We start from the raw sequence: 23,838 nt of genomic DNA, 5'->3' as shown, positions 1-23,838 counted from the left end.
GGTCTGCAGGAGCAGGGTTGCGATGGGCAGGGCCGTCCTGCCAGTTGCATTGCTTTTTGGCTTCAGCAATCAGCGCCACAGCGCGTGGGTCCTTGAGGTAGCGCAGGCGGTACTCGATAGGATCAGCCTTGGCCAGATAGGCGCACTCATCAATCCAGGATTCATGGGCAAACACATTGGGCAGGGCGGACACGCCACGCATCCAGGAGGCGCGCACGATAGGCACGGCATCCTGAGAAATCATGCGCATCTTGGGATATTCGTACTGCGGAATCGCCGTGCGGTCACCCATTTGCTGCGCATCGATCTTGGCCGAGACTTTGCCCGTGAGGATCAGAGCCAGTGCGGAGGCATTGTTGGATGGGTAGCAGGTACGCAGCTCGTAGGCCGTCACATTGTGTTGCTCGTCCATGCCGCCGCGCACGCGGATCAGCTGGCCGGTGCCCTTGGGCTCCCAGCCCGATTCCTGCTCACGCATCAACTGCACGCGCACGGGCTTGCCGCCCACAGCAGCAGACATCAGGACGGCATCGGAGCAGACGTCGTCGGCACAATTGCGGCCATAGCAGCCGGAGGCCTCCAGGCGGGTCACGTTGACGTTGTCGGCGTTCACGTCCATGAGCTTGGAGATGTCCTTGCACACGTCGTGAGGGTTTTGCGAGCCAGTCCAGACCTGGATCTGACCTTCGCCGACTTCAGCAATCGCGCAGGATGGGCCGATGGAGCCGTGGGCGTGATAGGGCCAGACATAGTCGCGTGTCAGCTGAATCTTGGCTTGCTCTACCGCTTGCAGGGCGCCTTCATCTTCTTGCAGCACACGATCGGTCTTGGTGTGATCGACCAGGGTTTGGTGCAGGCCGTTCAGGGACAGGTCAGGCAGACCCGCCCATTCCTTCCAAGTGACCTTGAGCTGGCGCATGCCCGCAATGGCTTGTTCTTCACGCTCGGCGACCACGCCGACGAAGTCGCCCTTGATCACGATCTTGATGATGCCAGGCAGGTGGGCGATGGACTTTTCATCGACCGACACCAGGCTAGAGCCCAGAGGCGCCGTAGCGTCAGCGCCGGTATAGGGCGGACGAATCACACGACCATGGAGCATGCCGGGCACGCGCAGGTCGTGGATGTAGGTGAGGGCGCCCAGCACCTTGTTGGGAATGTCTACGCGCTGAACGCTCTTGCCGATGTACTCAAAGCCCGATTTGCGTAGCTCGATCTTTTCGTCCACTTCGATCTGCAGGTCCAGACCTTGGACCAGCTCGCCATAGCCAAAGCGCTTGCCGCCTGCAATGACCACACCCTTTTGCGTGGTGATACGCTCGGCGGGAACGCCGGATTTTTCGCTGGCCAGCTTGATCAGCAACTGACGCACCTGCGCTGCGGCGTGGCGCATGGGCAGGGATGAAACCTGAATGGTGTTACTGGCAATCGTGGGGCCGAGATCGGGTGTGCGGGCGGTATGGCCGAGCACCATGGTCACGGCGGAGAAGTCCACATACAGTTCGTCAGCCACCAACTGACCCAGCGCGGTGCGGATGCCGGTGCCCAGATCCACGTGACCGTTGTAGGCGGTCACGGAGCCATCAGCGCCAATGGCGATAAAGCTGTCCACCATCTTGGCCGAAGGAATCGGAAAGAGGCCCTTGGCGGCGGCTTCGGGGGCGGTCTGGGCCATCAGCAAATGGCTGCCCGCGACGGATCCGACCATGAGCATGCCACCAGCTTTGAGCAGCTGGCGACGGGTAAGCTGGGCTTGATTGTCTTTGGTGAAGAATTTCATGATCAGGCAGCCTTTGCTTGTGTGGATGCGCCGGCGGCGGGAATGGCGGGGCTATGGCCCTGAGCAATCAATTCACGGGCGCGTGCGGCGGCCTGCATGATTTCCACATGGGTGCCGCAGCGGCACAGATGGCCAGACAGGGCGTGCTTGATCTCATCGTCCGTGGCCTTGGGCTGCTGGTTGAACAGGGCCACCAGTGCCATGACCATGCCGTTGGTGCAGTAGCCGCACTGTGCCGCTTGAGCGTCGACGAAAGCCTGCTGCACCACATGCAGGGTGTAGGTGCGCGATGCGGCGGGCGCATCGTTTTTGGCAGCGCTGACATCCAGCACGGCACGGTCTTGCAACGTCTTGGTGCTGGCGGCCTTGCTGGCATCTGGCGACAGGCCTTCAAGCGTTGTGACCTTCTTGCCGGCGACTGCATTCAACGGCACCGAGCAGGAGCGCGCCACCTTGCCGTCGATCAGCACGGCGCAGGCACCGCATTCGCCAAGGCCGCAACCAAATTTAGGGCCGTTGAGCTGCATGTCATTGCGCAGCACATACAGAAGAGGAGTGTCGGCAGTGGCGCTTTGCGCATCCACTTCCTGGCCGTTTAGTGTGAATTTCATGACGTCAGCTGATCGTAGGTTTCAAGAATCTAGGTCTTATATATGTGTAGTCAATTATATGACTATACAAAAATAGGCTGGGTTGGCTTGATCTAAAGCAGACTCGGCTGATCTGGTGTGTTCCAGCCAGATGCGTATTTGTCGGGTAGTGAGCAAGTGCTCCTTTTGAGCGGTGAGCGGCAGTGAAAGCATGACCCCATGCTTTGGGTGGTGCAGTAGGTCAGTTCTGATAGATATGCAAACATTTCGGCGGGTACCGCTCAGCCTGTTGCTGAAACCGTTGCGGTGCGCAAATGCGCTATGGGTGGCAGATGCCCGCGCAGATTGCTCTTAGTATTGAGTTCGCTGGCGAATGCGAGTCCAACTTGATGCCGTTGTGAGCCGAAAACGACCACGGCTTGCTTGCGAAGGTTTCACCACCCGCAGACATGTCTCTGCCTTTGTTCAGGAGCGCTCCTATGGTCAGCAAAAATGTGATTTGCCTCTGGTATGAAAGCGAGGCTCTGGAAGCCGCAATGTTTTACGCCCAGACCTTTGCTGATAGTTCAGTCGGGGCTGTCAGCCATGCACCGGGTGACTATCCTGCAGGCAAGCAAGGCAATGTATTGACCGTCGAATTCAGCGTAATGGGCATCCCGTGCCTGGGCCTGAACGGAGGGCCTGCCTTCAAGCACAGCGAGGCATTCTCATTTCAGGTGGCGACGGACAGCCAACAAGAAACGGATCGGCTATGGAACGCAATTGTTGGCAACGGCGGGCAGGAAAGCCAATGCGGCTGGTGCAAAGACCGGTGGGGGTTGTCATGGCAAATCACGCCACGCGTGCTGACGATAGCCATCAGCGATCCTGATCGCGCAGCGGCCAAGCGTGCTTTTGACGCCATGATGGGCATGACCAAAATCGATATCGCCGCAATCGAAGCCTCATGGCGTGGGTGATTTCGCCTGCTGGCGGTCCGACAAGAAAGTGGGTCGCCGCAGGGCGTACAACCTTCGTGGCGCACTTTGCCAAGCGCTGAACGCGATAGGGCAAATGGTCTCAGCACAGCTGATCTACATTGAATTTGCTTTCAATTTCGACGATCCGGTGCCTGCTGGCTGGCGCAGCTCATGTCTGTATGAATGTCTGGTGGCATTGCAGATGAGAGGCATGCTCAGGTTTTGCTGTCCGTCGAAGTCCGCATTCAAATTGGAGACTAGCAATGAACTTTCTCGACGGCCATCTGTTCCCCGAAAACCAGCAGCCCCTGATCATTACCGCAGCGCCTTACGCGCCGGGCTGGTTGCCTTCGGACTTTCCTGAAGACATTCCCGTCACCATGGAAGCGCAAATCCAGAAGGCGGTGGATTGTTACAACGCCGGTGCCACCGTGCTGCACCTGCATGTGCGTGAGCTGGATGGCAAGGGCAGCAAGCGCCTGTCCAAGTTCAACGAACTGGTGGCTGGTGTGCGCAAGGCCGTGCCCGAGATGATTATTCAAGTGGGCGGCTCCATCAGCTTCGCCCCCGAAGACGAAGGCCAGGCCGCCAAGTGGCTGAGCGACGACACCCGCCACATGCTGGCTGATCTGGATCCCGTGCCAGATCAGGTGACCGTGACGGTCAATACCTCGCAGATGAACGTGACCGACCAGGCGGAAGACGCTGACTTTGCAGGCACTTCGCGCCAGAACCGCGCGCTGTTCAATGCCTATAAGGAAATGACCGTGCCCGCCCAGCCCGGCTGGGTGGAAGAGCATGTACGTCGCCTGACCAAGGCAGGCATTCAGAGCGCCTTCCAGTGCTACAACCTGAACAGCTTTGAATCGGTGGAGCGCCTGATGCGCCGAGGCTTTTACATGGGCCCGCTGGTCATGAACTGGGTGGCCATTGCCGGTGGCATGGACACGCCAAGCCTGTATAGCCTGGCCAACTTTGTGCGCTCCGTACCCGATGGCGCGGTGCTGACGGTGGAAAGCAATGTGCGCAACGTGCTGCCCGTCAACATGTGGGGCATTGCTGCTGGTCTGCACGTGCGCTGCGGCACCGAAGACTGCCTGTGGAACCAGACTCGCACCGAAAAGGCCAGCACCGTCTCGCAAATCGAGCAGCTGGTGCGCATCTCGCGCGAGTTTGGTCGCCCCATTGCCACGGCCAAGGAAGCTCGCGAGATCAGCAAGATCGGCGTGTTCTACGACACCGTGGAAGAAAGCTTGGCTGCCAACGGCTTTGCACCTAACCGCAACGGCGGCAATCAAGGCTTCTTGCGCAAAACGGCCTGATGACAAGCCGGGCGCAATACAGCGATATGTTGTGTGCGCACGGCGTCTGCTGAACTGACATGAGCCATAAAAAGGTCTCCCTAGGAGACCTTTTTTTATGGGGAGTTACACAAGCATGTAATCGGCTGAGTGCACTCATGGGCGCTCTTTCTAGCGAGTCTTCCGGTGACTCATGCAACGGCTTCTGCTAAACATTGCATGGATATTCGTCAACGGGCTTTGCAGAGATGCAGTCTCAGTGGTTGTGTTGGCACGCTTCCAAGGTCACGATACGACTTCATGACCAACCGCACTGCAATGACCGCTCCACTCTGGATCATGCTTAGCATGGCAGCCATCGTTGCAATGCTTTTGACGTTGGTTGCTGTTTCCATCTCCTGGGGAGGCTCCAGTGGCAGGCAAGCCGCTGACCATCGGTGCGTTGCTTGTGCTCCTGCTGATCATTGCTGCAAAGTGCGAATGGACTATCGCAGCTTCAGTCGTATTCGCGTACTTCACCTATTTCGTTTTGAGCTTTGCTGTGATGCATCGTCCTGATGCGAAAAAAATGAAGAGCGAGATCCAGCCTTTGATCTACAACTTACCAAACAGATTTCATCAGTGCAAAAAACAATAGCTGCCAGCGCTTTTTTACAAAGCACTTGCAGCTATTTTTATGGTGATTTTTAGATTAGGTATACGCTAGCAGCTATGGTTTTAGCGATCAATCAAACGGTGCGGAAACCGCTGCACGGGAGTCCATCACGGAGCCCTGCAGCATTTCGTTTTTAGAACGGCTTGTCGCCAATGATGGCTGCGCGCTCCATCTTGCGGGGGGCGGGCCAGTAGTCCTGCACTGCGTAGTGCTGGGTGCAGCGGTTGTCCCACATGGCAACGCTGCCGGGTTTCCAGCGGAAGCGCACCTGATACTCAGGAATGGCGGCCTGGCTGATCAGGTAGTTCAGCAGCATGCTGGCACCGGGTGTCTTGTCCTGACCGTAACGCACGTTCTCGGGCGTGTGGTAGTTGGCAAAGTGGGTGGTGAAGCTGCAGACATACAGAATCTTCTCACCGGTTTCGGGGTGAGTGCGAACCACAGGATGCTCGACCGGAGGATGCAGGCGACCGAGCTCCAGACGCTTTTCTTCGGGCATGACCGCCCCAAAGCCGTGTTCGATGCTGGACTTGGCCTTCAGGCCGTCAATCTTCTGTTTGATGTCATCGGGCAGGTTGTTGTAGGCCGCAGCCATATTCACCCAGATGGTGTCGCCACCCACGGCCGGGCCTTCAACGCAGCGCAGCACGCAGCCCATGGTGGGCGTCTCGCGCCACTGGCCATCGGTGTGATAGGTGTTTTCGTAGTTCTCGCGCTTGTCGCTGCGGTAGATCTGGACCAGACCGGGGTGGTCTGGGTCGCTGCCTGCCACGGGGTGGTCTTCCAGATCGCCAAAGTGGCGGGCAAAGGCTGCGTGCTCACCGCGTGTGATGTCCTGATCGCGGAAGAACAGTACCTTGTGCTGGAGCAGCAGGGCGCGGATTTCTTCGGCCAGACCGGTATCGCGTGAGGCATCACCCAGGCTGATGCCGGAAACTTCAGCACCAATGCTGCAGGTCAGTTGTTCGACTTTCATCGTCTTATCCTCAATTCTATAAACGGCTGCGGCTCTGGTTGGGTAAGGTTTTTGAGCCTTGTGCCGAGCGCATCACAAGCGATGCCAAGAGTCTGTGGAGCGAGGCCTTCAGAAAGGCTTGGCGCTGTATCCACTCACACCAGCAGATGGGAAAAATTTTCAGCGCAGCAGGCTTGGGAGTGCTTGACCAATCGCGTCAGCTTGTTGCCCTCTGTGTCAGCAAATGGAAAACCCTAGGCGGTGGGCGTGGGCTGGTTGGATGCGCGTTGTGCCGGTCTAAAGGTTTGCAATGGACTGCCAGTGAGTAAGCAAAAGCTTCAGGGTGAGTGCGAGTTTTCAGAGGAGAGCCTGCTTTCTTTGGGCCAAGGCTGGCAAGGCTCTAGTGGTATCTATTGATTGACTTGTTATCTGCGTATTGATAAATATCAAAGCCTAAAAACGCAGGACTACCCCAAAGGCCTGCATCCCATAGATGAACTTGAGCCGCGCGCAGGACTCAGGTCAAGAGATTTGTTGGTCACGATGAAGCCCCGTATCCGAAGTGTGAGCCTGAGCAAATACGCCAGAGTGGCGAATGAGCTGGGAATCGACCCCCTGAGCATGTTCCGCAAAGTGGGTTTGGATCACAGCTGCCTGAACTCCCCCGATTTGCTGGTTCCTGAATCCGCTTTTGCCACGCTGCTAGAGGCCTCGTCTGCTCAGACGGGTCACGCATCGCTGGGCCTGCTCATGGGCTCTTATTGGCGCTTGTCAGACTTCGGACCGATTAGCCTGCTGCTGCAGCATCAGGAAAGCCTGTCGGCGATGCTCAAGACGCTCAAGGATTACAACCACCTCATCAGCAGCACGGTGGGTACCGAAGTGGTGACGCAGGGGCGTTACTCCATCATTCAGCTGCACCTGGATACTGAGCGCGAAAACCCCGGTCGTCATCCCACAGAACTGGGCATAACCGCGCTGCTGAGCCTGTGTCGCCACCAGTTGGGCAAGAGCTGGAACCCGAGCAGCATTCACTTCTCGCACAGCTCGCCAAGCAGCACCATGAGCCACCGCCGGGTGCTGGGCAGCGAGATTGTTTTTGCCTCGGATTTCGACGGCATTGTGGTGAGCAATGACGAGATGATGCAGCTCAATATCGATCACGACAGCCTGATGGAAAGCCATGCCCGCAGCCTGATGGAAAGCCATGCGCCGCGCCCCGCATCCAGGTCGCTGGAGCAGCAGGTGCGCAGCACTCTGCAATCTCTTCTGCCGCACGGCCGCCACAGCATTGCCCATGTGGCTGGGGCGCTGGGCTTTACGGCGCGCTCGTTGCAGCGTCATCTTGAGACGAATAACACCAGCTTTCAGGAAACCTTGGACGCCGTGCGCAGCCAGGCCGCGCTGCGGGCGCTGCAAAACTCGCAGCTGTCCATCAGCGAGGCAGCTACGCTGACTGGGTTTGCCGAAAACAGCTCGTTCACGCGCTGGTTCAGCAAGCACTTTCAACAAAGCCCCAGCAGCTGGCGTCAGCAGAACTTGAACCGCAAGTTGTCCTGAAACCCTCCTCTTCCCAATAAAAAACGCCAGCGTAAAAGCTGGCTTTTTTATTGGGGCTCAGAGCTTGGGCAGCGCGGCCAGTCGGGCTTCTTCCTCGGGTTGGGCCTTGGCCAGCAAAAAGTCGATGCAGGTGCGCACGGACTTGGTCTGGTGGCGGTTGGGCAGGTAGAGCAGGTACATGTGGGTGCCAAAAATACTGAGCCGGTATTCGTCCAGCGTGGTCAGCACTTCGCCCGTGGCCAGCTTGTCTTGCACCACATAGTCGGGCACCAGCCCCACGCCCAGACCGGCCAGAATGCCGTCGCGCAAAAAGGGGAAGTGCTCGGAGATCATGGTGGGCTCCAGCATCACCTCGTGGCGCTCTGCGCCCAGGTAGGCGGCCAGGCGCAGTTGCCGTCCAGTCACCCCGGCCGTAATCAGCGGGCTGGCGCGCAAGGCGTGCAAGGTCTTGGGCAGGCCGTGGGTCTGCGCATATTCGCGCGAGGCGCAGGCCAGATAGCGCACCGTGCCCAAACTGCGCGCCACCAGCGACAGCGGCGGCTCCTGAATCACGCGGATCATTATGTCCATATCGTCGCGCAGATTGTCAGCGCGGTTCTCAAACAGCACATCGAGCACGATGCCCGGGTACAGGCGCTTGAACTCGATCAGCCACTCGCTCATCACGATCTGGCCGTAGCCGCTGGGCACGCTGATGCCTACCCGGCCCTGCAGACTCTGGCCCAGCGCCGTAATCGCTTCACGTGCGGCCAGCATTTCGTTGTGAATGTTGCGGCCATGCTCGTACAGGCGCATGCCAATCTCCGTGGGCTCCACACGGCGCGTGGTGCGCTTGACCAATTGCACGCCAGCAGCCTTCTCCAGTTGCGTGAGGTGATAGCTCACATTCGCGCGAGTCATCTTGAGCTTTCGCGCGGCCTGGCTGAGGTTGCCGCTATCAATAATTTCGACCAGCAGGGTCAGTGATTGCGAGTCCATAGTTCATTGTTCGAATTTCTTTGACAGTCTGTCAATGATTCATGGGATTGTTAGAAAACATTGTCGCCGTAAGAATGATGCCTATTCCATAAAACCATACCGGAGACACGCATGACTTCTGAGACTGCCGCTTCTGTCGTTGAACTCACGCAAGACGGCGACGTATTGCTGGTCACCATCAACAACCCGCCAGTCAACGCCCTGGGCGCAGCCGTGCGTCAGGGACTGGTGGCCACTATGGAGCAGGCAGACGCCAGTGCCACCGTCAAGGCCGTGCTGATCGTGGGGCAGGGCAAGGCCTTTATTGCTGGCGCTGATATCCGCGAATTTGGCAAGCCGCCGGTCGCGCCCTTCCTGCCCGATGTCTGCAACCGGATTGAAGCCTGCACCAAGCCTGTTGTGGCTGTGATTCATGGCGCAGCGCTGGGTGGTGGTTTGGAAATTGCCATGGCCGCCCATTACCGTCTGGCGTTACCTGCGGCCAAGCTGGGCTTGCCAGAAGTCTCGCTGGGTTTGATTCCAGGTGCTGGCGGCACGCAGCGCGCACCGCGCCTGATGGGCGTGAAGGCTGCGACCGAGCTGATGCTCAGCGGCAGTCCCCTGAGCGCCAAGGCTGCACAGGCTGCAGGTCTGGTGGACAAGCTGGAAGAGGGCAACGACCCCGTGGCTGCAGGTCTGGCTTATGCCCGCGAACTGCTGGCACAGGGCGCACCCCTGCGCCGCACCAGCACCGATCAAATCTGTCTTGCCGACAAGGCCGCTGCTCAAGCCGAGCTTGATGTCTTGCGCGCTGATACGGCCAAGAAGTCACGCGGTCTGTTTTCGCCGCTGAAGATCATCGACTGCGTGCAAGCCGCCGTGGACCTGCCTTTTGAACAAGGCCTGAAGTTCGAGCGCTCCCAGTTTCTGGCTTGCATCGACAGCCCGCAGCGCCAAGGTTTGATTCACGCCTTCTTTGCGGAAAAAGAAACCGCCAAGATCCCCGAAGCCAAGGCTGCGGCACCACGCCACTTTGCCAAGATCGCCATCATCGGCGGCGGCACCATGGGCGCTGGCATCACCGTGTCGGCACTCGATGCAGGCCTGGCCGTGACCATGATCGAGCGCGATGCCGAATCCATTGCCCGTGGTCAGGCCAATGTGGAAAAGGTCTACAACGGCCTGATCGCCAAGGGCCGCATGACGGAGGAAGCCAAGGCCGCCGTGATGGCACGTTATACGCCATCGACGAGCTACGACGACATTGCCGATGTGGATCTGGTGATCGAAGCCGTGTTCGAAGACCTGGAAGTCAAAAAGGCCGTGTTCAAAGAGCTGGATCGCGCCTGCAAGAGCGGTGCCGTGCTTGCCACTAACACCTCTTACCTGGACATTGACGCCATCGCCGCCGTCACGAGCCGCCCGCAGGATGTGATTGGTCTGCATTTCTTCAGCCCCGCCAACATCATGAAGCTGCTGGAAATCGTTGTGCCCTCCAAGGTGGCGGCCGATGTGGTGACCACAGCTTTCGATCTGGCCAAGAAGATGAAGAAGGTGCCCGTGCGCGCCGGTGTTTGCGATGGCTTTATCGGCAACCGCATTCTGGCCACTTACAAGCAGGCCGCCGACTACCTCATGGAAGACGGTGCGTCGCCCTACGAAATCGACGAGGCCGTGCGCGGCTTTGGCTTTGCCATGGGCCCATTTCAGGTCACCGATCTGGCCGGTGGCGACATTGGCTGGGCCACGCGCAAGCGCCGTGCTGCCACGCGTGACCCCAAGGCCCGCTACGTGGAAATTGCTGACCGCATCTGCGAAAACGGCTGGTTTGGTCAGAAGACCCAACGCGGCTTCTATCTGTATCCGCAAGGCGCCCGCGTCGGTCAGCAGGATCCTGAAGTGCTGGCGATTGTGGATGCCGAGCGCGCCAAGAAGGGCGTGACCGCGCGTAAGTTCACCGCCGAGGAAATCATGCGCCGCTACATGGCCGCCATGGTCAACGAAGGCGCCAAGGTGGTGGGCGAGGGTATTGCCCTGCGTCCGCTGGATGTGGACGTGACCTTTATCTCCGGCTACGGCTTTCCGCGTCACCGCGGCGGCCCCATGAAGTGGGCTGATATGCAGGGACTGGACAAAGTATTGGCCGATATCGAAGCCTTTGCCAAGGAAGACGCGCTGTTCTGGAAGCCAGCCCCCCTGCTGCAAAAGCTGGTGGCCGAAGGCAAGAGCTTCGAGAGCTTGAACAAGTAACTCCTCCTGCCTTCGCTGCGGGGCTGCCCTTGCTGCGCCCATTGCTAAGAAAAAAGGAGCTGCTAGCGCTTGATGTGTATTGGTTTCAGTATTGAAAGTATCTGAAATCAATGAATAACAAGCGCAAGCAGCTACTAAAAAAGTTTTCAAACATTCACAGAGACAACAATCATGCGTGAAGCCGTCATCGTTTCCACCGCCCGCACACCACTGACCAAGTCGCACCGCGGCGAGTTCAATGTCACTCCTGCTGCCCAGCTGGCGGCCTTCTCCGTCAAGGCTGCCGTGGACCGCGCCGGAATTGATCCCGCCATGATTGAAGACCTGATTCTGGGTTGCGGCAATCCCGACGGTTTTCAGGGCCGCAACCTGGGTCGTCAGGCCGTGCTGCGTGCGGGGCTCCCCCTGTCCATTGGCGGTGCCACCGTGGCCCGCTACTGCGCATCGGGCCTGCAATCGATCGCCATGGCTGCGGGCCGCGTGGTGGCCGAGGGTGTGGATGTGATGCTGGCTGGTGGTATCGAAACCATCTCCGGCATGCGCCCCGGCAACAATTTGCCCACCGACATGGACCCCTGGCTGGTGGAGCACAAGCCCGAGCTGTTCATGGCCATGATCGACACCGCAGACGTGGTGGCCAAGCGCTACGGCATCAGCCGCGAGGACCAGGATGCTTTCTCGCTGCAAAGCCAGCAGCGCACGGCGGCCGCCCAGGCAGCCGACCTGTTCAAGGATGAAATCATCCCTTGCGCCACGCGCATGATGGAAAAGAACAAGGAAACCGGCGAAGTCACATACCGCGATGTCGTCGCCACCGTGGACAACTGCAACCGTGCATCCACCACGCTCGAAGGTCTGGCCAAGCTCGAACCCGTCAAGGGTGCGGGCAACTTCATCACCGCGGGCAATGCCTCTCAGCTGTCCGACGGCTCCAGCGCCTGTGTGGTGATGGAAGCCAAGCTGGCCGAGCGCCTTGGGCTGAAGCCTCTGGGTGCCTTCCGCGGCTTTGCCGTGGCGGGTTGCGAGCCCGATGAAATGGGTATCGGCCCTGTGTTTGCCGTGCCCAAGCTGCTGGCACGCCACGGCCTGACGGTGGATGACATCGATCTGTGGGAGCTCAACGAAGCCTTTGCCTCGCAAGCCCTGTACTGCCAGCGTCAGCTGGGCATTCCCAATGAGCGGCTGAACGTCAACGGCGGCGCCATCTCCATCGGTCATCCGTTTGGCATGACGGGTGCCCGTCTGACCGGTCACATTCTGCTGGAAGGTCAGCGCCGCAAGGCCCAGGACCCTAAGGTGAAGTGGGGCGTGGTGAGCATGTGCATTGCGGGTGGCATGGGCGCTGCAGGCCTGTTTGAAATTTTCTAAACACCCCCAGAGCGGCTTTGCCGCTTCCCCTCTCTCGCTGCGCGGGAGGGGGACGACGCCCTTGCTGCGGGACGGCCCTTGCTCGGCGTCTCTCGTGGCGAGCGCGCCAGTTTCAAAGGCTGTTAAGGCGCCAAGCGCCGTGGATCACTAGGACATAGCAATGGATTTGCAATTCACCCCCCAGGAAGAGGCGTTCCGCGTCGAAGTACAGAGCTTTCTCGCGGACAAACTGCCCAAACATATTTCGCAAAAGGTCAAGGCGGGTCAACGTCTGAGCAAGGCCGATCAGGACGAGTGGCATGCTGTTCTCAATGAGCGCGGCTGGTATGCCAACCACTGGCCCATGGAAAACGGCGGACCCGGCTGGGGCGCCGTGGAAAAGTTCATTTTCGACACCGAGTGCGCGCTGGCTGGCGGCCCTCGTGTCGTGCCTTTTGGCGTGAACATGCTGGGCCCGGTGCTGATCAAGTATGGCAACGAGCAGCAAAAAAATTACTGGCTGCCGCGCATGTTGAAAGGTGAGGACTGGTGGTGCCAGGGCTATTCGGAACCCGGTGCGGGATCCGATCTGGCCTCGGTCAAGACCACGGCCGTGCGAGTCACTGACGAAACGGGTGACCACTACATCGTCAACGGTCAGAAGACCTGGACCACCCAGGGCCAGCACGCCAACATGATCTTCTGCCTGGTGCGCACCAACCGCGAAGTCAAGGCACAGGCCGGCATCAGCTTCCTGCTGGTTGACATGAACACTCCCGGCGTGGAAGTGCGCCCCATCCGCACGCTGGATGGCGACAAGGATGTCAACGAAGTCTTCTTCACCGATGTGAAGGTGCCGGTGGAAAACCTGGTGGGTGAAGAGAACAAGGGCTGGACTTACGCCAAGTATCTGCTGACCTATGAGCGCACCGGCATTGCTGGCGTGGGCTTTTGCATCTCGGCGTTGGCCAAGCTCAAGGTGGTGGCGGCCAAGGCACACAAGAACGGCAAGCCTCTGAGCCAAGACCCGCTGTTTGCGGCGCGCATGGCCAAGGTCGAGATTGATCTGGAAAACATGAAGACTACCAATCTGCGCGTGATTGCTGCGGTGGCTGGTGGCGGCGTTCCCGGTGCGGAAAGCTCGATGCTGAAGATTCGCGGTACGGAAATTCGTCAGGAAATCCTGTCGCTGATCCGCCGCGCCATGGGTGTCTATGCCGTGCCTTACATCGATGAAGCGCAGTACGAAGGCTATGCAGAGGAGCCCGTCGGCCTGATCGACGAAGCGGCAACTGCTGCTGCCAACTACTTCAACTACCGCAAGCTGTCGATCTTCGGTGGCTCCAACGAAATCCAGAAAAACATCATCTCCAAGATGATCCTGGGCCTCTGATTCGGGCAAGGCAAGGAATAAGCACATGAACTTCACACACACCGAAGACCGCCGCATGCTGGCGGATAGCCTGAACCGCTTTGTCTCTGAGCAGTACGGCATCGAGCACCGCAACCAGCTGGCTTATAGCGCTGAGGGCCACAGCCCCACGCTGTATGCGCAGTTTGCCGACCAGGGGGCCATTGGCGCGCTGTTCCCCGAAGAAGAGGGCGGCTTCGGCGGCTCTGGTTTTGACATCAGCGTGGTGTTTGAGTCGCTGGGCCGTGGCTTGGTGGCTGAGCCTCTGCTGGGCGCGCTGGTCGTGGGCCAGGCGCTGATTGCTGCGGGCACCGAATCGCAAAAGCAGAAGCTGGAAGCCATCGTGGCTGGCACCGTGATGGCTGCTCTGGCCCATGACGAACCCGGCAGCCATTACGAGTTGAACAACGTCAGCGCGACCGCCGCCAAGACGGCTACGGGCTGGGTACTGAACGGTGCCAAGAGCGTAGTGGCCTTTGGCGAAAAGGCCGATCTGCTGCTGGTGTCGGCCCGTACGGCTGGCGAACAGTTTGATGAAACCGGTATTAGCCTGTTTCTGGTGGATGGCAATGCCGCAGGTCTGGCCAAGCGGGGTTACAGCCGCATGGAAGGTGGTCGCGCCGCCGAGCTGACTTTTGACAATGTGCAACTGAGCGCCGACGCCTTGCTAGGCGCTGAAGGCCATGCCGTGCTGGAGCATGTGCAAGGCTTTGCGCTGCTGGCGCTTGCTGCCGAAGCGCTGGGCGCCATGGATGTGGCCAAGCAGCACACGCTGGAATATCTGCAAACCCGCAAGCAGTTTGGCGTAGCCATTGGCACCTTCCAGGCGCTGCAGCACCGCATGGCTGATCTGTTGCTGGAAGTGGAGCAAGTGCGCTCCACCGTGGTTAACGCCGCTGACGCTATCGACAACGCCGAAGGTGTGGAGCGCGCCAAGATGCTGTCTGCCGCCAAGTACACCGTGGGCTATGTGGGTGCGATGGTGGCGGAGGAATGCATTCAGATGCACGGCGGCATCGGCATGACCTGGGAGTTGCCGCTGGCGCATTACGCGAAACGACTGGTCATGATTGACCATCAGTTTGGCGATGAAGATCACCATCTGGCGCGATTCATGGCTCTGAGCCAGAACGCTTGATTGAGCGCAAACCGGCCTTGCCTTGTGCAAGGCCTTGGGTCTTCCAGAGACAGAGATTGGAGAACAGCAAAATGAGCAGCCAGCAAGAATTGTCTGACGATATTGACTTCCCTCTCGAGGGCGTGCGCGTACTGGATCTGTCGCGTGTGTTTGCCGGTCCTTTGTGCGGTCAGGTTCTGGCCGACTTTGGTGCAGAAGTCATCAAGGTGGAGCACCCCAAGCGCGGCGATGACACCCGTGACTGGGGCAACCGCATCGGCAAGACCGAGACGACCTACTACAACAGCATGAACCGCAACAAGCGGTCCATTACGCTGGATCTGCAAAACGCCGAGGCCATTCAGATCATCTATGACATGCTGCCCCAGTTTGATGTGGTGATTCACAACTTCAAACATGGCGGTGCGGACAAGCTGGGTCTGGGCTATGACAAGCTCAAGTCCATCAAGCCTGATCTGATTTACTGCAGCGTGGCGGGCTACAGCAGCGAGACCCCTGAAGCCAAGCGCCCCGGCTATGACCTGGTGATTCAGGCTGAAGCCGGGCTGATGGCTATCAACGGCGTGGAAGGAACGCCACCTTTGAAGTTTGGCATGGCCGTGGTGGACATGATGACCGGCATGTATGCAGCGCAGGCCGTGCTGGCAGCGCTGTACCGCAAAAGCCGCAATGGCCGTGGCCGCAAGATCGAGATGGCGCTGTATGACTGCGGCCTGACCATCAACGGCTATCACGCGCTCGATGCCATGCTGCTGGGCCATGACACCCGTCGTCTGGGTAATGGTCACCCCTCCATCGTGCCTTACGGCCTGTTTGATGCTGCGGATGGTGCGCTGATTATTGCTGTGGGCAATAACAGCCAGTTTGATGCGTTCTGCCGCAGTGTTATTGAGCGCCCCGACATCGTGGAAGACCCGCGTTTCTCTACCAACGTTGAGCGCGCCAAGAATCGTGATCTGATCTTGCCGATGCTGACGGAGATCATTGGCTCCAAGTCCCGTAAACAAATGCTGGAGCGCATGCACGCTGCCGGAATTCCCTGTGGCGAAGCTGCTGGCCTGCATGAAGCCTTGACGAGCGAGCGCACCCGTCAGTCCGGCATGTTGAATCCCATGCCACACCCCGTGGCAGGGCAGACCTGGGTGTTCTCTCCTCCTTATCGCCTTGATGGCCAGCTGCTGCCCGTTCGCAACGCGCCACCTACCTTGGGTGAAGGCACACGTGAAGTGCTGCAGCAACTGCTGACCTTGAGCGACGAGCAACTGCAAGAGCTGCAGCAGCGCGGCGTGTTGAGCATGCCTGAATTGCCCGCCGCAGTCAGCTGATATTGATTCTCTCCAAGGGCGGCCTGCATGTGCGAGTGCAGGTCGCCTGGTTTCTAGCCTCCTGAAAATAAACCGAGCTTTCCTATGAAAATCCTGGTCCCTGTCAAGCGCGTGGTGGACTACAACGTGAAGGTCCGCGTCAAATCGGACGGCACGGGTGTAGACATCGCCAACGTCAAGATGAGCATGAACCCCTTTGACGAAATCGCCGTCGAAGAAGCCGTGCGCCTCAAAGAAAAAGGCGTGGTGACCGAGGTCATCGTCGTCTCCTGCGGTGTGGCTCAGTGCCAGGAAACCCTGCGCACCGCCATGGCCATCGGTGCAGACCGCGGCATTCTGGTGGAGACCGATGTGGACCTGCAGCCTCTGGCCATCGCCAAGTTGCTCAAGGCCCTGGTCGACAAAGAGCAGCCCGGTCTCGTGATTCTGGGCAAGCAAGCCATTGATGGCGACAACAACCAGACCGGCCAGATGCTGGCTGCGCTGACCGATCTGCCCCAGGCTACTTTTGCCTCCAAGGTCGAAGTCGCTGGCGACAAGGTTGCTGTGAGCCGTGAAGTGGACGGTGGTCTGGAGACTCTGTCTCTGTCCATCCCCGCCATCATCACCACCGACCTGCGCCTGAACGAGCCCCGCTACGTCACCTTGCCCAACATCATGAAGGCCAAGAAAAAGCAGCTCGACACCTTCAAGCCTGAAGACCTGGGTGTGGACGTTGCTCCCCGCCTCAAGACCCTGAAGGTTGCAGAGCCCGCCAAGCGCGGCGCTGGCGTCAAGGTGGCCGATGTGGCGGCCCTGGTCGACAAGCTCAAGAACGAAGCGAAAGTCATTTGAGCCCCCTGAGCCGCTTCGCGTCTTCCCCCAAGGAGGACGACACCTTCGGGGCGGGGCGGCCCTTCCTCGGTGTCCCGCACCTGGCCTGCGCTAGACGCATAGGCTGCAGGTGATGCGGGCACCCAGAAACATTCAAGAGAAAGACGACTGAAATGACTGCTCTCGTTATTGCTGAACACGACAACGCTTCGATCAAGCCTGCGACCCTGAACACCGTGACGGCTGCCGCTGCCTGCGGTGGTGATGTGCATGTGCTGGTGGCTGGTGAAGGCGCTGCTGCGGCAGCCGCTGCTGCCGCCCAGATCGCCGGTGTCTCCAAGGTCATCCACGCTGACGGCGCAAGCCTGAAGGACGGCCTGGCCGAAAACGTGGCTGCCCAGGTTCTGGCCATCGCCAGCAACTACAGCCACATCCTGTTCCCCTCGACTGCAGCTGGCAAGAACATGGCTCCCCGCGTGGCTGCCAAGCTGGACGTGGCCCAGATCAGCGACATCACCAAGGTCGATGCGCCCGACACCTTCGAGCGTCCCATCTACGCTGGCAACGCCATCGCCACCGTGCAGTCCGCTGATGCCATCAAGGTCATCACCGTGCGCACCACCGGCTTTGACGCTGCTGCTGCCACTGGCGGTTCTGCCGCAGTCGAAACCGCAGCTGCCGTGGCTGACTCAGGCAAGAGCGCCTTTGTGGGCCGCGAAGTGACCAAGAGCGAGCGCCCTGAACTGACCGCCGCCAAGATCATCGTCTCTGGTGGTCGTGCTCTGGGCTCGGCCGAGAAGTTCACCGAAGTCATGTCGCCTCTGGCCGACAAGCTGGGTGCTGCCATCGGCGCCTCGCGCGCTGCTGTCGATGCGGGCTACGCCCCCAACGACCTGCAAGTGGGCCAGACCGGCAAGATTGTGGCGCCTCAGCTGTATATCGCCTGCGGTATCTCGGGTGCCATTCAGCATCTGGCCGGCATGAAGGACTCCAAGGTGATCGTGGCGATCAACAAGGACCCTGAGGCGCCGATTTTCTCGGTGGCTGATTACGGTCTGGAAGCAGACCTGTTCGCCGCTTTGCCTGAAATGATTCAGATCATTTGATCTGCACAAAAGGCGGACTTCGGGGGGAGTTCGCCTTTTTGACGAGACAACGGGCCGAGGTGTGACGCAGAACATATCCGGCCCACACATGCTGTGTATGAATTTTGTCCGCGCTGCCGCAAGCGGCGTTGGCAATGAGATCCGACCAAGAGAGACAACCATGCTAAATAACGTTTCCCGCCGAACCTTCATCGGTACCGCTGCAGCCGGTGCAGCCCTTCTGTCGCCAGCAGTGCGCGCACAAGGCACATGGCCCAATAAACCCATCCGTATCGTCGTCCCCTATACGGCTGGCGGCTTCACCGACCAGATGGCGCGCCTGCTGCAGGTAGGCCTGCAAAAGGCGTTGGGTCAGCCCATCATCATTGATAACAAGCCGGGTGCGAACAGCCTGATCGGTGTCGATAATCTGGCGAAATCTGCAGCCGATGGCTATACGTTTGGGGTCGTGATTCCAGCCTTCTCGGCCAATACCACGCTGTACACCAAGCTGCCCTACAACCCGAAGAAAGATCTGGTGGGCGTATCGCTGATGGGCGTTTCTCCATTGGTGGCGGCTGTGGCCAACAATGCTCCATTCAAGACGACTCAGGAGCTGATTGCTTACGCCAAGGCGCATCCGGGTAAGGTGGCTTTTGGCTCATCGGGCAGCGGCTCCAGCGCGCACCTGACGACGGAGTTGATGAAGCTGCTGACCAAGACGGACATGATTCATGTGCCCTATAAAGGCGCTGCGCCTGCGCTGACCGATCTCATGGGCGGACAGATTCCGTTGTTTCTTGATCCGCCTCCCAACCTGATTCAGCCCGCCAAGGCAGGCCGAATCCGTCTGATCGGCGTGGCCAGTGAAAAGCGTCTGGCTGTTTTGCCGGATGTGCCCACATTTGCAGAGCAGGGCATCCCTGACTTGCTGGGTAGCACCTGGGCCGCCATGATTGCGCCGGCAGGTGTGCCGCGCGAAATTGTGCAGCGCATGTCTGCAGAAGTGGCTCGCATTATTCGTAGCCCCGAAATCTCGCAGCGCATGGCGCAGACCATGGGCACTTTTGCGGAAGGCTCTACGCCTGAAGAATGCGATCGCTTTATTGCCGCCGAAACCGCAAAGTGGGGCCGTGTGATCCGCGATGCGAAGGTGACTCTCGATTAAACGAGGGCTTGCTGGCTTGGTCCCTCATGCATGTGCTTGCATGGGGGGTGAGATAGTACAGACGGACAAAAGGGGTTAGATCTTTCGATCTAACCCCTTGTCGTTTGGTCGGAGCGGCGGGATTCGAACTCGCGACCCTCTGCTCCCAAAGCAGATGCGCTACCAGGCTGCGCTACGCTCCGTAAGCAATTATTCTATCCCAGTTTCGGGTTCACTTTCTTCGGATAGCCATTTTTGTAGAAAAAGTGGCTGCAATCACTGCTTAAGTCTGGAGCAAAGATGCGGGATTAATCAGCACATGCTCGCACTCAGCCATGGAAATGAAAAGACTCGGCAAGCCCAATGCTTCACTGATACATCAATAAATTGCTCCTGAAATGAGAGCGATATGCGCTTGGTGCTAAAGCGCCAGAGGTGCTAATCTCTTCAAATGCATGCACCTTTGAATCTGCAATTTCGAGATTTTGATGAGGGTGACCTCCCCGTCATCGGCAGTGCCATGGGCGATCCGCAGGTCACGCGCTATTACGGACTGGAAACCACGCACACCGATGCTCTGACCATTGCCCGTGAGCAATTGAGCTGGTACCGCGCACTGGGCGCAGAGGGCGAAGGCTGGTGGCAGGCCATTTGTCTGAATGGGCAGCCCATTGGTGCCATAGGAGCCTATGACCGTGATGAAGACGGCGACAGCGCGGAACTTGGCTACTGGCTGCTGCCAAGCTACTGGGGCCGGGGTGTCATGCGCTCAGCCCTGCCGCAATGCTTGCCCGGCGTCTTTCAGCAACTCAATCTGCACAGTCTGGTGGCTTACGTTGAGCCTGAAAATCAGGCATCGATCAAGCTGCTGACGGTCTGCGGCTTTGCTTATGAAGGGCTGCTGCGAGAATGCACCCGGCGCGGAGATGACTATGTGTCACTTCAGCGTTTCTCGATGCTCGCGAGAGAGCTTGAGTGCTCAACCGGACTCGAATTGCAGCGGAAATAAGAGAGTTGGTGCAGCCTGGAAAATGTGCGTTATCACTCGGGTATCAACGATGGAAACAAATAAAAAAGCGCCTTTTGTGCCGTTAAGCATTTCTTGGCCTCGAAATAAAGCATAACTTGGCGGCGTCTATAGGTAAGACATGTGCTTGTTCGCGACGAGGTAAAGCATAAGGTGGCGGAACGTGCAGAAGAAAAGCATAAAGTGTCTTAACGTGTAGCGAAAAAAAAGGCCTTGTCTGACAAGGCCTTTTTTGTTGAATATTTCAGTTGAACGCCTCATTAGCACCGACTGTGGCTGACGCTCCTGCAGGACATCTATCCCAATTTTTCTGGTTTGATATTTTTTTAAGTCAACGCCTACACATCTATTGGTGCCTGGCCGACTGTTGGATTTGGTATGACTTGGTAGCTTTGGATTTGTCGATCAGACAAAGATACGCAGCAAGTCTTTCGCCGGGCTAGCTCAGGCCGATGCGCCCCTTTTTATGAGAGGGTGCATTTTGGAAAGGCTGAGCTATGTCGATCTTTGAAGTTGGTGCGATGGCCAAGAGCAAAGGACATTTTTGTACTTGTGCTTGCCTGCGAACTGCCTACGGCACGGGCCATTTTTGGATGGCTCTGAGACAGCTAACGATGTTGCTGTTCAGCTCAGATGTGCCTAAAACAGCCTTAGCGGAAAAGTTGACTAAAACTGTTGGCTATAAAACTCCCTGCGTTTTAAGCCTGTTTTTTCAGTTTGCACACCCCCTCAAAAAATCCGAAAAATTTCATCTATTCTTTACCGACGATGTTCGTTTAACACGCACGGTGCGAGGCCATGCGTAGGTAGGAATAGAGATGCTTGAAAAGTTGGATCTGCAGCGATTGCTGGAGAAACTGGGGACTCCTGTCAAAGGACAGAAGCTTGTGCTCAATGCTCGTAGCCAGGCCCCAGTACGCAAAGTGGAGTCACGTGGCGGGAACGTCGTGACTGTTTTCTCTAGCCGAAAAATGGGGCGAGAGATCCGAACCGAAAGCCGCAACTTTGAGTTCGCAGCGGTTGTTAATTTTGAGTTCGACGACTCCGTGCGGGCGTACTACCCGCAGCCTTGCGAGTTACGACTAGAGCTGATCGATCCCGCAACGGGTGAGATCCATAATGTCCATCACTTCCCGGACCTGCTGCGTGTCACAGATACAGGCATCTCACTCATTGAGTGCAAGTCAGAAGCAAAACTGGCTCGCTTGGCTGCGAAGTACCCATGGCGCTATCAACGCGATAGCCAAGGACAGTTCTACGCTCCGTTGATTGAGGCCAAGCTATCTGAGTGGGGTATTGGCTACGAGATTCTGTCTGAGCAGTCGTTACCTCCTCTGCGCGTTGAAAATCTCCTGCACTTATCGGACTACCTGCTTCCAGCTGCTGAGCCATGCCCACAGGATGTTCTCGACGAAGTCCACGGGATACTGAGAGAGCACGGACATGTCTATATTGCTGAGCTAACGAGTTCCGATCACGGCATCGCTGTTGATCACATCAACAAAGCGATTGCAGATCAACTGTTGGTCACAAATTACGATACCGAAAGACTGACGGAGCCAGCGCGCAGCCGCATTTTTCGTGATGCGATCTTGATGGACTTTGTGCTTGCTGACGAAGTCGCGAAGCGTGTGCATGAAAACTTCACTGTAGAGATTGCTCCAGGTGCGGAGTTTCACTTCGGCTCTCAAGTACTAAAAATTCAACTCGTCGACGATCGAAATATTGTTTGCACCGACGATCAAGGCGGTACGCGAACCGTCGAAATCCAATGGCTCTTGAGAGCGATTGAGTCGAAGCAAGTATGGATGGAGCCGCCAAAGATTTTGCCGGAGTGGAGCCGGTATTCGGAGAAGGAACTGCGCGCAGCAAATTCTCGTCTCCAGCAGATGCATTCAGAAAAACCTCAGCTCAGTGAACGGACTCTGAGCAGGTACCGGTCGAAGTGTTCTCTCGCTGAAAAGAATGGAGGAGCGGCAGTTTTGGCATTGGTCCCCCAAACTGCGATGAGGGGCAACCGAACCCAGAGACTTGAACAAGCGCAATTGGACGTTCTGAGGCATGTTTTTGAGCAATCTTGGTCTTCACATGAAGCGAGAAGCTACAAGGCCTGTCACAACATTTTGAGAATTCTTTGTGCGGTGAGCGGCGTAAAGCTAGTCAGCCAAACAACGATGATTCAGTACATTGATAAATGGTGTACGACCCACGATGAGCGTGCTCGGAATGGCAAGCGCCTCGCATATCAAAAGGGGCAGTTTGTAGAGGTACTGAGTGTAGATTCACCGCCCCATGGCTCTCGATGGTTTCAGTATGTCCATATAGACCACACTAAGTTAGATATCGAGCTTATTTCAAGCGTGACGGGGAAGAATTTGGGGCGACCTTGGCTGACGCTGGCTGTAGATGCATTCACGCGCAAAATTGTCGCGATGTACCTGACCTTTGACCCACCGAGCTACGTGTCCGCCATGATGGTCGTTCGAGATATGGTCAGAAGGCACCAGCGGTTGCCAGAGTTCGTTGTAGTGGATAACGGCAAGGATCTGATCTCGAGTGCATTCGCTGTGTTTTTAGAGAGTATGGGTGTCCACCTTCGCATTCGTCCTGCAGGCCAGCCCCGGCATGGGACGGTGATGGAGCGCCTATTTGGTAGTTTGACCAGTGGATACATCCATAACTTGGCTGGCAATACCAAAGCAACCAAAAACGTCCGGATGACGACGGGCAAGCACCTGCCTAAGAACTTTGCGGAATGGACTCTTGAACACATGTATGCGGGGCTTGAATACTGGGCCTTTGTGTACTACGAGGAGAAGGATCATCCAACGATTGGCATGTCGCCAGGTGATGCGGTTGAAAGAAGTCTGAAAACCTCAGGAAGTCGTCCGCACAAATGGGTGCCCTTTACCCAAGATTTTTTGATTGCGACTTGCCCACCAGTTTCGCGGGAGGGCACCCGGGTTGTTGATGGACAGCGTGGCGTCAAAGTCCACGACAGGTACTACTGGGATCCTATTTTTGCTTCGCCCAAGCTTGCTCGCAAGTCACTTGAAGTACGCGAGGATCCATGGGATAGCTCTAGTGTCTACGTGCGAGTCGGAGCGCAGTGGGTGCGAGCGCGGTGCAAAGCGCTTTTGCATATGGGACAGCTCACGGAGTTTGAACGCAAAGCACTTTCGAAGGAGTATGCGTTCAGTACCAACGGCAAAGACATTTCGGATGCCTCACAGCAGCGACTTGCAGAGTTTCTGCGGACTTTTACACCCCAAGGCGCTCTCGCTGAAGCTCTCGAGCGTGAGCAGGAAAACAAGCATCTTTACGGCCGCATTGGCATTGCCAATGTCTCGCCCATTGAGGTTTCGCCTAAAGGACGTCTTTCACAAATTCTGAACGGAGAAGTAATCACGAATTCAAAACCACATCTCGATCATCAATTCCCAACTGGCCCAGGCGACTCGTTGCCACGGGAGTCTGCCAAGCCTATGGGCACAAACAGCTTCGATGGTGAGCTGATCGATTTTGATGAATTTTGAAA

The 23,838-nt window shown here is 57.7% G+C and carries 19 protein-coding genes and 1 tRNA gene; 15 read left to right on the top strand and 5 right to left on the bottom strand.

Annotated features, from left to right (window positions below; translation table 11 throughout):
• The coding region (locus tag RSF91_RS16345; RefSeq protein ID WP_332569420.1) for a molybdopterin cofactor-binding domain-containing protein at positions 1–1,780 on the bottom strand (1,780 nt) is incomplete at its 3' end.
• Between the two features lie 2 nt (positions 1,781–1,782).
• Positions 1,783–2,391, bottom strand: coding sequence for a (2Fe-2S)-binding protein (locus RSF91_RS16340; protein WP_332569419.1), 609 nt, complete (start codon positions 2,389–2,391; stop codon positions 1,783–1,785).
• 458 nt (positions 2,392–2,849) lie between these two features.
• Here RSF91_RS16340 and RSF91_RS16335 point away from each other — a divergent pair, with 458 nt between their 5' ends.
• The 3 genes from RSF91_RS16335 to RSF91_RS16325 all read left to right on the top strand — a co-directional run bounded on the left by RSF91_RS16335 (position 2,850) and on the right by RSF91_RS16325 (position 5,267).
• Complete coding sequence (locus RSF91_RS16335) at positions 2,850–3,329, top strand: VOC family protein (protein ID WP_332569418.1); 480 nt, start codon at positions 2,850–2,852, stop codon at positions 3,327–3,329.
• Positions 3,330–3,592: 263 nt separating this feature from the next.
• Entirely contained in the window at positions 3,593–4,651 is a 1,059-nt protein-coding gene (locus RSF91_RS16330) for a 3-keto-5-aminohexanoate cleavage protein (protein ID WP_332569417.1), read from the top strand.
• A gap of 391 nt (positions 4,652–5,042) precedes the next feature.
• Positions 5,043–5,267, top strand: coding sequence for a hypothetical protein (locus tag RSF91_RS16325; RefSeq protein ID WP_332569416.1), 225 nt, complete (start codon positions 5,043–5,045; stop codon positions 5,265–5,267).
• Positions 5,268–5,418: 151 nt separating this feature from the next.
• Here the strand turns inward: RSF91_RS16325 and RSF91_RS16320 are convergent, their stop codons facing one another.
• Complete coding sequence (locus RSF91_RS16320; protein WP_332569415.1) at positions 5,419–6,261, bottom strand: TauD/TfdA dioxygenase family protein; 843 nt, start codon at positions 6,259–6,261, stop codon at positions 5,419–5,421.
• Between the two features lie 522 nt (positions 6,262–6,783).
• On the opposite strand from RSF91_RS16320, the gene RSF91_RS16315 reads away from it, so the two are divergent.
• Complete coding sequence (locus RSF91_RS16315; RefSeq protein WP_332569414.1) at positions 6,784–7,800, top strand: AraC family transcriptional regulator; 1,017 nt, start codon at positions 6,784–6,786, stop codon at positions 7,798–7,800.
• Positions 7,801–7,857: 57 nt separating this feature from the next.
• Here RSF91_RS16315 and RSF91_RS16310 read toward each other — a convergent pair whose 3' ends face one another.
• Entirely contained in the window at positions 7,858–8,778 is a 921-nt protein-coding gene (locus tag RSF91_RS16310) for a LysR family transcriptional regulator (protein WP_332569413.1), read from the bottom strand.
• A gap of 111 nt (positions 8,779–8,889) precedes the next feature.
• On the opposite strand from RSF91_RS16310, the gene RSF91_RS16305 reads away from it, so the two are divergent.
• The 8 genes from RSF91_RS16305 to RSF91_RS16270 all read left to right on the top strand — a co-directional run bounded on the left by RSF91_RS16305 (position 8,890) and on the right by RSF91_RS16270 (position 19,294).
• Positions 8,890–11,007, top strand: coding sequence for a 3-hydroxyacyl-CoA dehydrogenase NAD-binding domain-containing protein (locus RSF91_RS16305; RefSeq protein ID WP_332569412.1), 2,118 nt, complete (start codon positions 8,890–8,892; stop codon positions 11,005–11,007).
• 171 nt (positions 11,008–11,178) lie between these two features.
• Positions 11,179–12,375: an acetyl-CoA C-acyltransferase gene (locus RSF91_RS16300; RefSeq protein ID WP_332569411.1), complete on the top strand. Its 1,197-nt coding sequence runs from the start codon at positions 11,179–11,181 to the stop codon at positions 12,373–12,375.
• A 160-nt stretch (positions 12,376–12,535) separates the two neighbouring features.
• Positions 12,536–13,747 carry an acyl-CoA dehydrogenase family protein gene (locus tag RSF91_RS16295; protein WP_332569410.1) on the top strand — a complete coding sequence of 404 codons (1,212 nt, stop codon included), beginning with the start codon at positions 12,536–12,538 and terminating at the stop codon, positions 13,745–13,747.
• A gap of 25 nt (positions 13,748–13,772) precedes the next feature.
• On the top strand, positions 13,773–14,903 hold the full coding sequence (locus RSF91_RS16290; protein ID WP_332569409.1) for an acyl-CoA dehydrogenase family protein: 1,131 nt from the start codon (positions 13,773–13,775) through the stop codon (positions 14,901–14,903).
• A gap of 71 nt (positions 14,904–14,974) precedes the next feature.
• Entirely contained in the window at positions 14,975–16,228 is a 1,254-nt protein-coding gene (locus RSF91_RS16285; RefSeq protein ID WP_332569408.1) for a CaiB/BaiF CoA transferase family protein, read from the top strand.
• 84 nt (positions 16,229–16,312) lie between these two features.
• Entirely contained in the window at positions 16,313–17,062 is a 750-nt protein-coding gene (locus tag RSF91_RS16280; RefSeq protein WP_332569407.1) for an electron transfer flavoprotein subunit beta/FixA family protein, read from the top strand.
• Between the two features lie 152 nt (positions 17,063–17,214).
• On the top strand, positions 17,215–18,147 hold the full coding sequence (locus RSF91_RS16275) for an electron transfer flavoprotein subunit alpha/FixB family protein (RefSeq protein WP_332569406.1): 933 nt from the start codon (positions 17,215–17,217) through the stop codon (positions 18,145–18,147).
• A gap of 160 nt (positions 18,148–18,307) precedes the next feature.
• Complete coding sequence (locus RSF91_RS16270) at positions 18,308–19,294, top strand: Bug family tripartite tricarboxylate transporter substrate binding protein (protein ID WP_332569405.1); 987 nt, start codon at positions 18,308–18,310, stop codon at positions 19,292–19,294.
• Positions 19,295–19,399: 105 nt separating this feature from the next.
• Here the strand turns inward: RSF91_RS16270 and RSF91_RS16265 are convergent.
• Positions 19,400–19,476 (bottom strand) — tRNA-Pro (locus RSF91_RS16265).
• 260 nt (positions 19,477–19,736) lie between these two features.
• On the opposite strand from RSF91_RS16265, the gene RSF91_RS16260 reads away from it, so the two are divergent.
• The 3 genes from RSF91_RS16260 (at position 19,737) to RSF91_RS16250 (ending at position 23,836) form a co-directional block, all read left to right on the top strand.
• On the top strand, positions 19,737–20,282 hold the full coding sequence (locus tag RSF91_RS16260) for a GNAT family N-acetyltransferase (RefSeq protein WP_332569404.1): 546 nt from the start codon (positions 19,737–19,739) through the stop codon (positions 20,280–20,282).
• Positions 20,283–20,797: 515 nt separating this feature from the next.
• Entirely contained in the window at positions 20,798–21,106 is a 309-nt protein-coding gene (locus tag RSF91_RS16255) for a hypothetical protein (protein WP_332569403.1), read from the top strand.
• Between the two features lie 12 nt (positions 21,107–21,118).
• The gene (locus RSF91_RS16250; protein WP_332569402.1) at positions 21,119–23,836 is read left to right on the top strand and encodes a Mu transposase C-terminal domain-containing protein; all 2,718 of its coding nucleotides are present in this window, start codon (positions 21,119–21,121) and stop codon (positions 23,834–23,836) included.
• Positions 23,837–23,838: the final 2 nt, after the last annotated feature.

It is taken from the genome of Comamonas sp. (genome assembly GCF_036643215.1).
Lineage (GTDB): Bacteria > Pseudomonadota > Gammaproteobacteria > Burkholderiales > Burkholderiaceae_C > Comamonas.
The sequence above is the reverse complement of the archived record's forward strand: the minus strand, read 5'-3'. Positions and strand labels throughout refer to the sequence as shown.

Coding starts and splice junctions, on each gene's coding strand:
- RSF91_RS16255 (WP_332569403.1), top strand. CDS start 20,798: ATGTCGATCTTTGAAGTTGGTGCGATGGCCAAGAGCAAAGGACATTTT.
- RSF91_RS16310 (WP_332569413.1), bottom strand. CDS start 8,778: ATGGACTCGCAATCACTGACCCTGCTGGTCGAAATTATTGATAGCGGC.
- RSF91_RS16290 (WP_332569409.1), top strand. CDS start 13,773: ATGAACTTCACACACACCGAAGACCGCCGCATGCTGGCGGATAGCCTG.
- RSF91_RS16275 (WP_332569406.1), top strand. CDS start 17,215: ATGACTGCTCTCGTTATTGCTGAACACGACAACGCTTCGATCAAGCCT.
- RSF91_RS16320 (WP_332569415.1), bottom strand. CDS start 6,261: ATGAAAGTCGAACAACTGACCTGCAGCATTGGTGCTGAAGTTTCCGGC.
- RSF91_RS16340 (WP_332569419.1), bottom strand. CDS start 2,391: ATGAAATTCACACTAAACGGCCAGGAAGTGGATGCGCAAAGCGCCACT.
- RSF91_RS16280 (WP_332569407.1), top strand. CDS start 16,313: ATGAAAATCCTGGTCCCTGTCAAGCGCGTGGTGGACTACAACGTGAAG.
- RSF91_RS16300 (WP_332569411.1), top strand. CDS start 11,179: ATGCGTGAAGCCGTCATCGTTTCCACCGCCCGCACACCACTGACCAAG.
- RSF91_RS16335 (WP_332569418.1), top strand. CDS start 2,850: ATGGTCAGCAAAAATGTGATTTGCCTCTGGTATGAAAGCGAGGCTCTG.
- RSF91_RS16330 (WP_332569417.1), top strand. CDS start 3,593: ATGAACTTTCTCGACGGCCATCTGTTCCCCGAAAACCAGCAGCCCCTG.
- RSF91_RS16305 (WP_332569412.1), top strand. CDS start 8,890: ATGACTTCTGAGACTGCCGCTTCTGTCGTTGAACTCACGCAAGACGGC.
- RSF91_RS16315 (WP_332569414.1), top strand. CDS start 6,784: ATGAAGCCCCGTATCCGAAGTGTGAGCCTGAGCAAATACGCCAGAGTG.
- RSF91_RS16250 (WP_332569402.1), top strand. CDS start 21,119: ATGCTTGAAAAGTTGGATCTGCAGCGATTGCTGGAGAAACTGGGGACT.
- RSF91_RS16270 (WP_332569405.1), top strand. CDS start 18,308: ATGCTAAATAACGTTTCCCGCCGAACCTTCATCGGTACCGCTGCAGCC.
- RSF91_RS16295 (WP_332569410.1), top strand. CDS start 12,536: ATGGATTTGCAATTCACCCCCCAGGAAGAGGCGTTCCGCGTCGAAGTA.
- RSF91_RS16285 (WP_332569408.1), top strand. CDS start 14,975: ATGAGCAGCCAGCAAGAATTGTCTGACGATATTGACTTCCCTCTCGAG.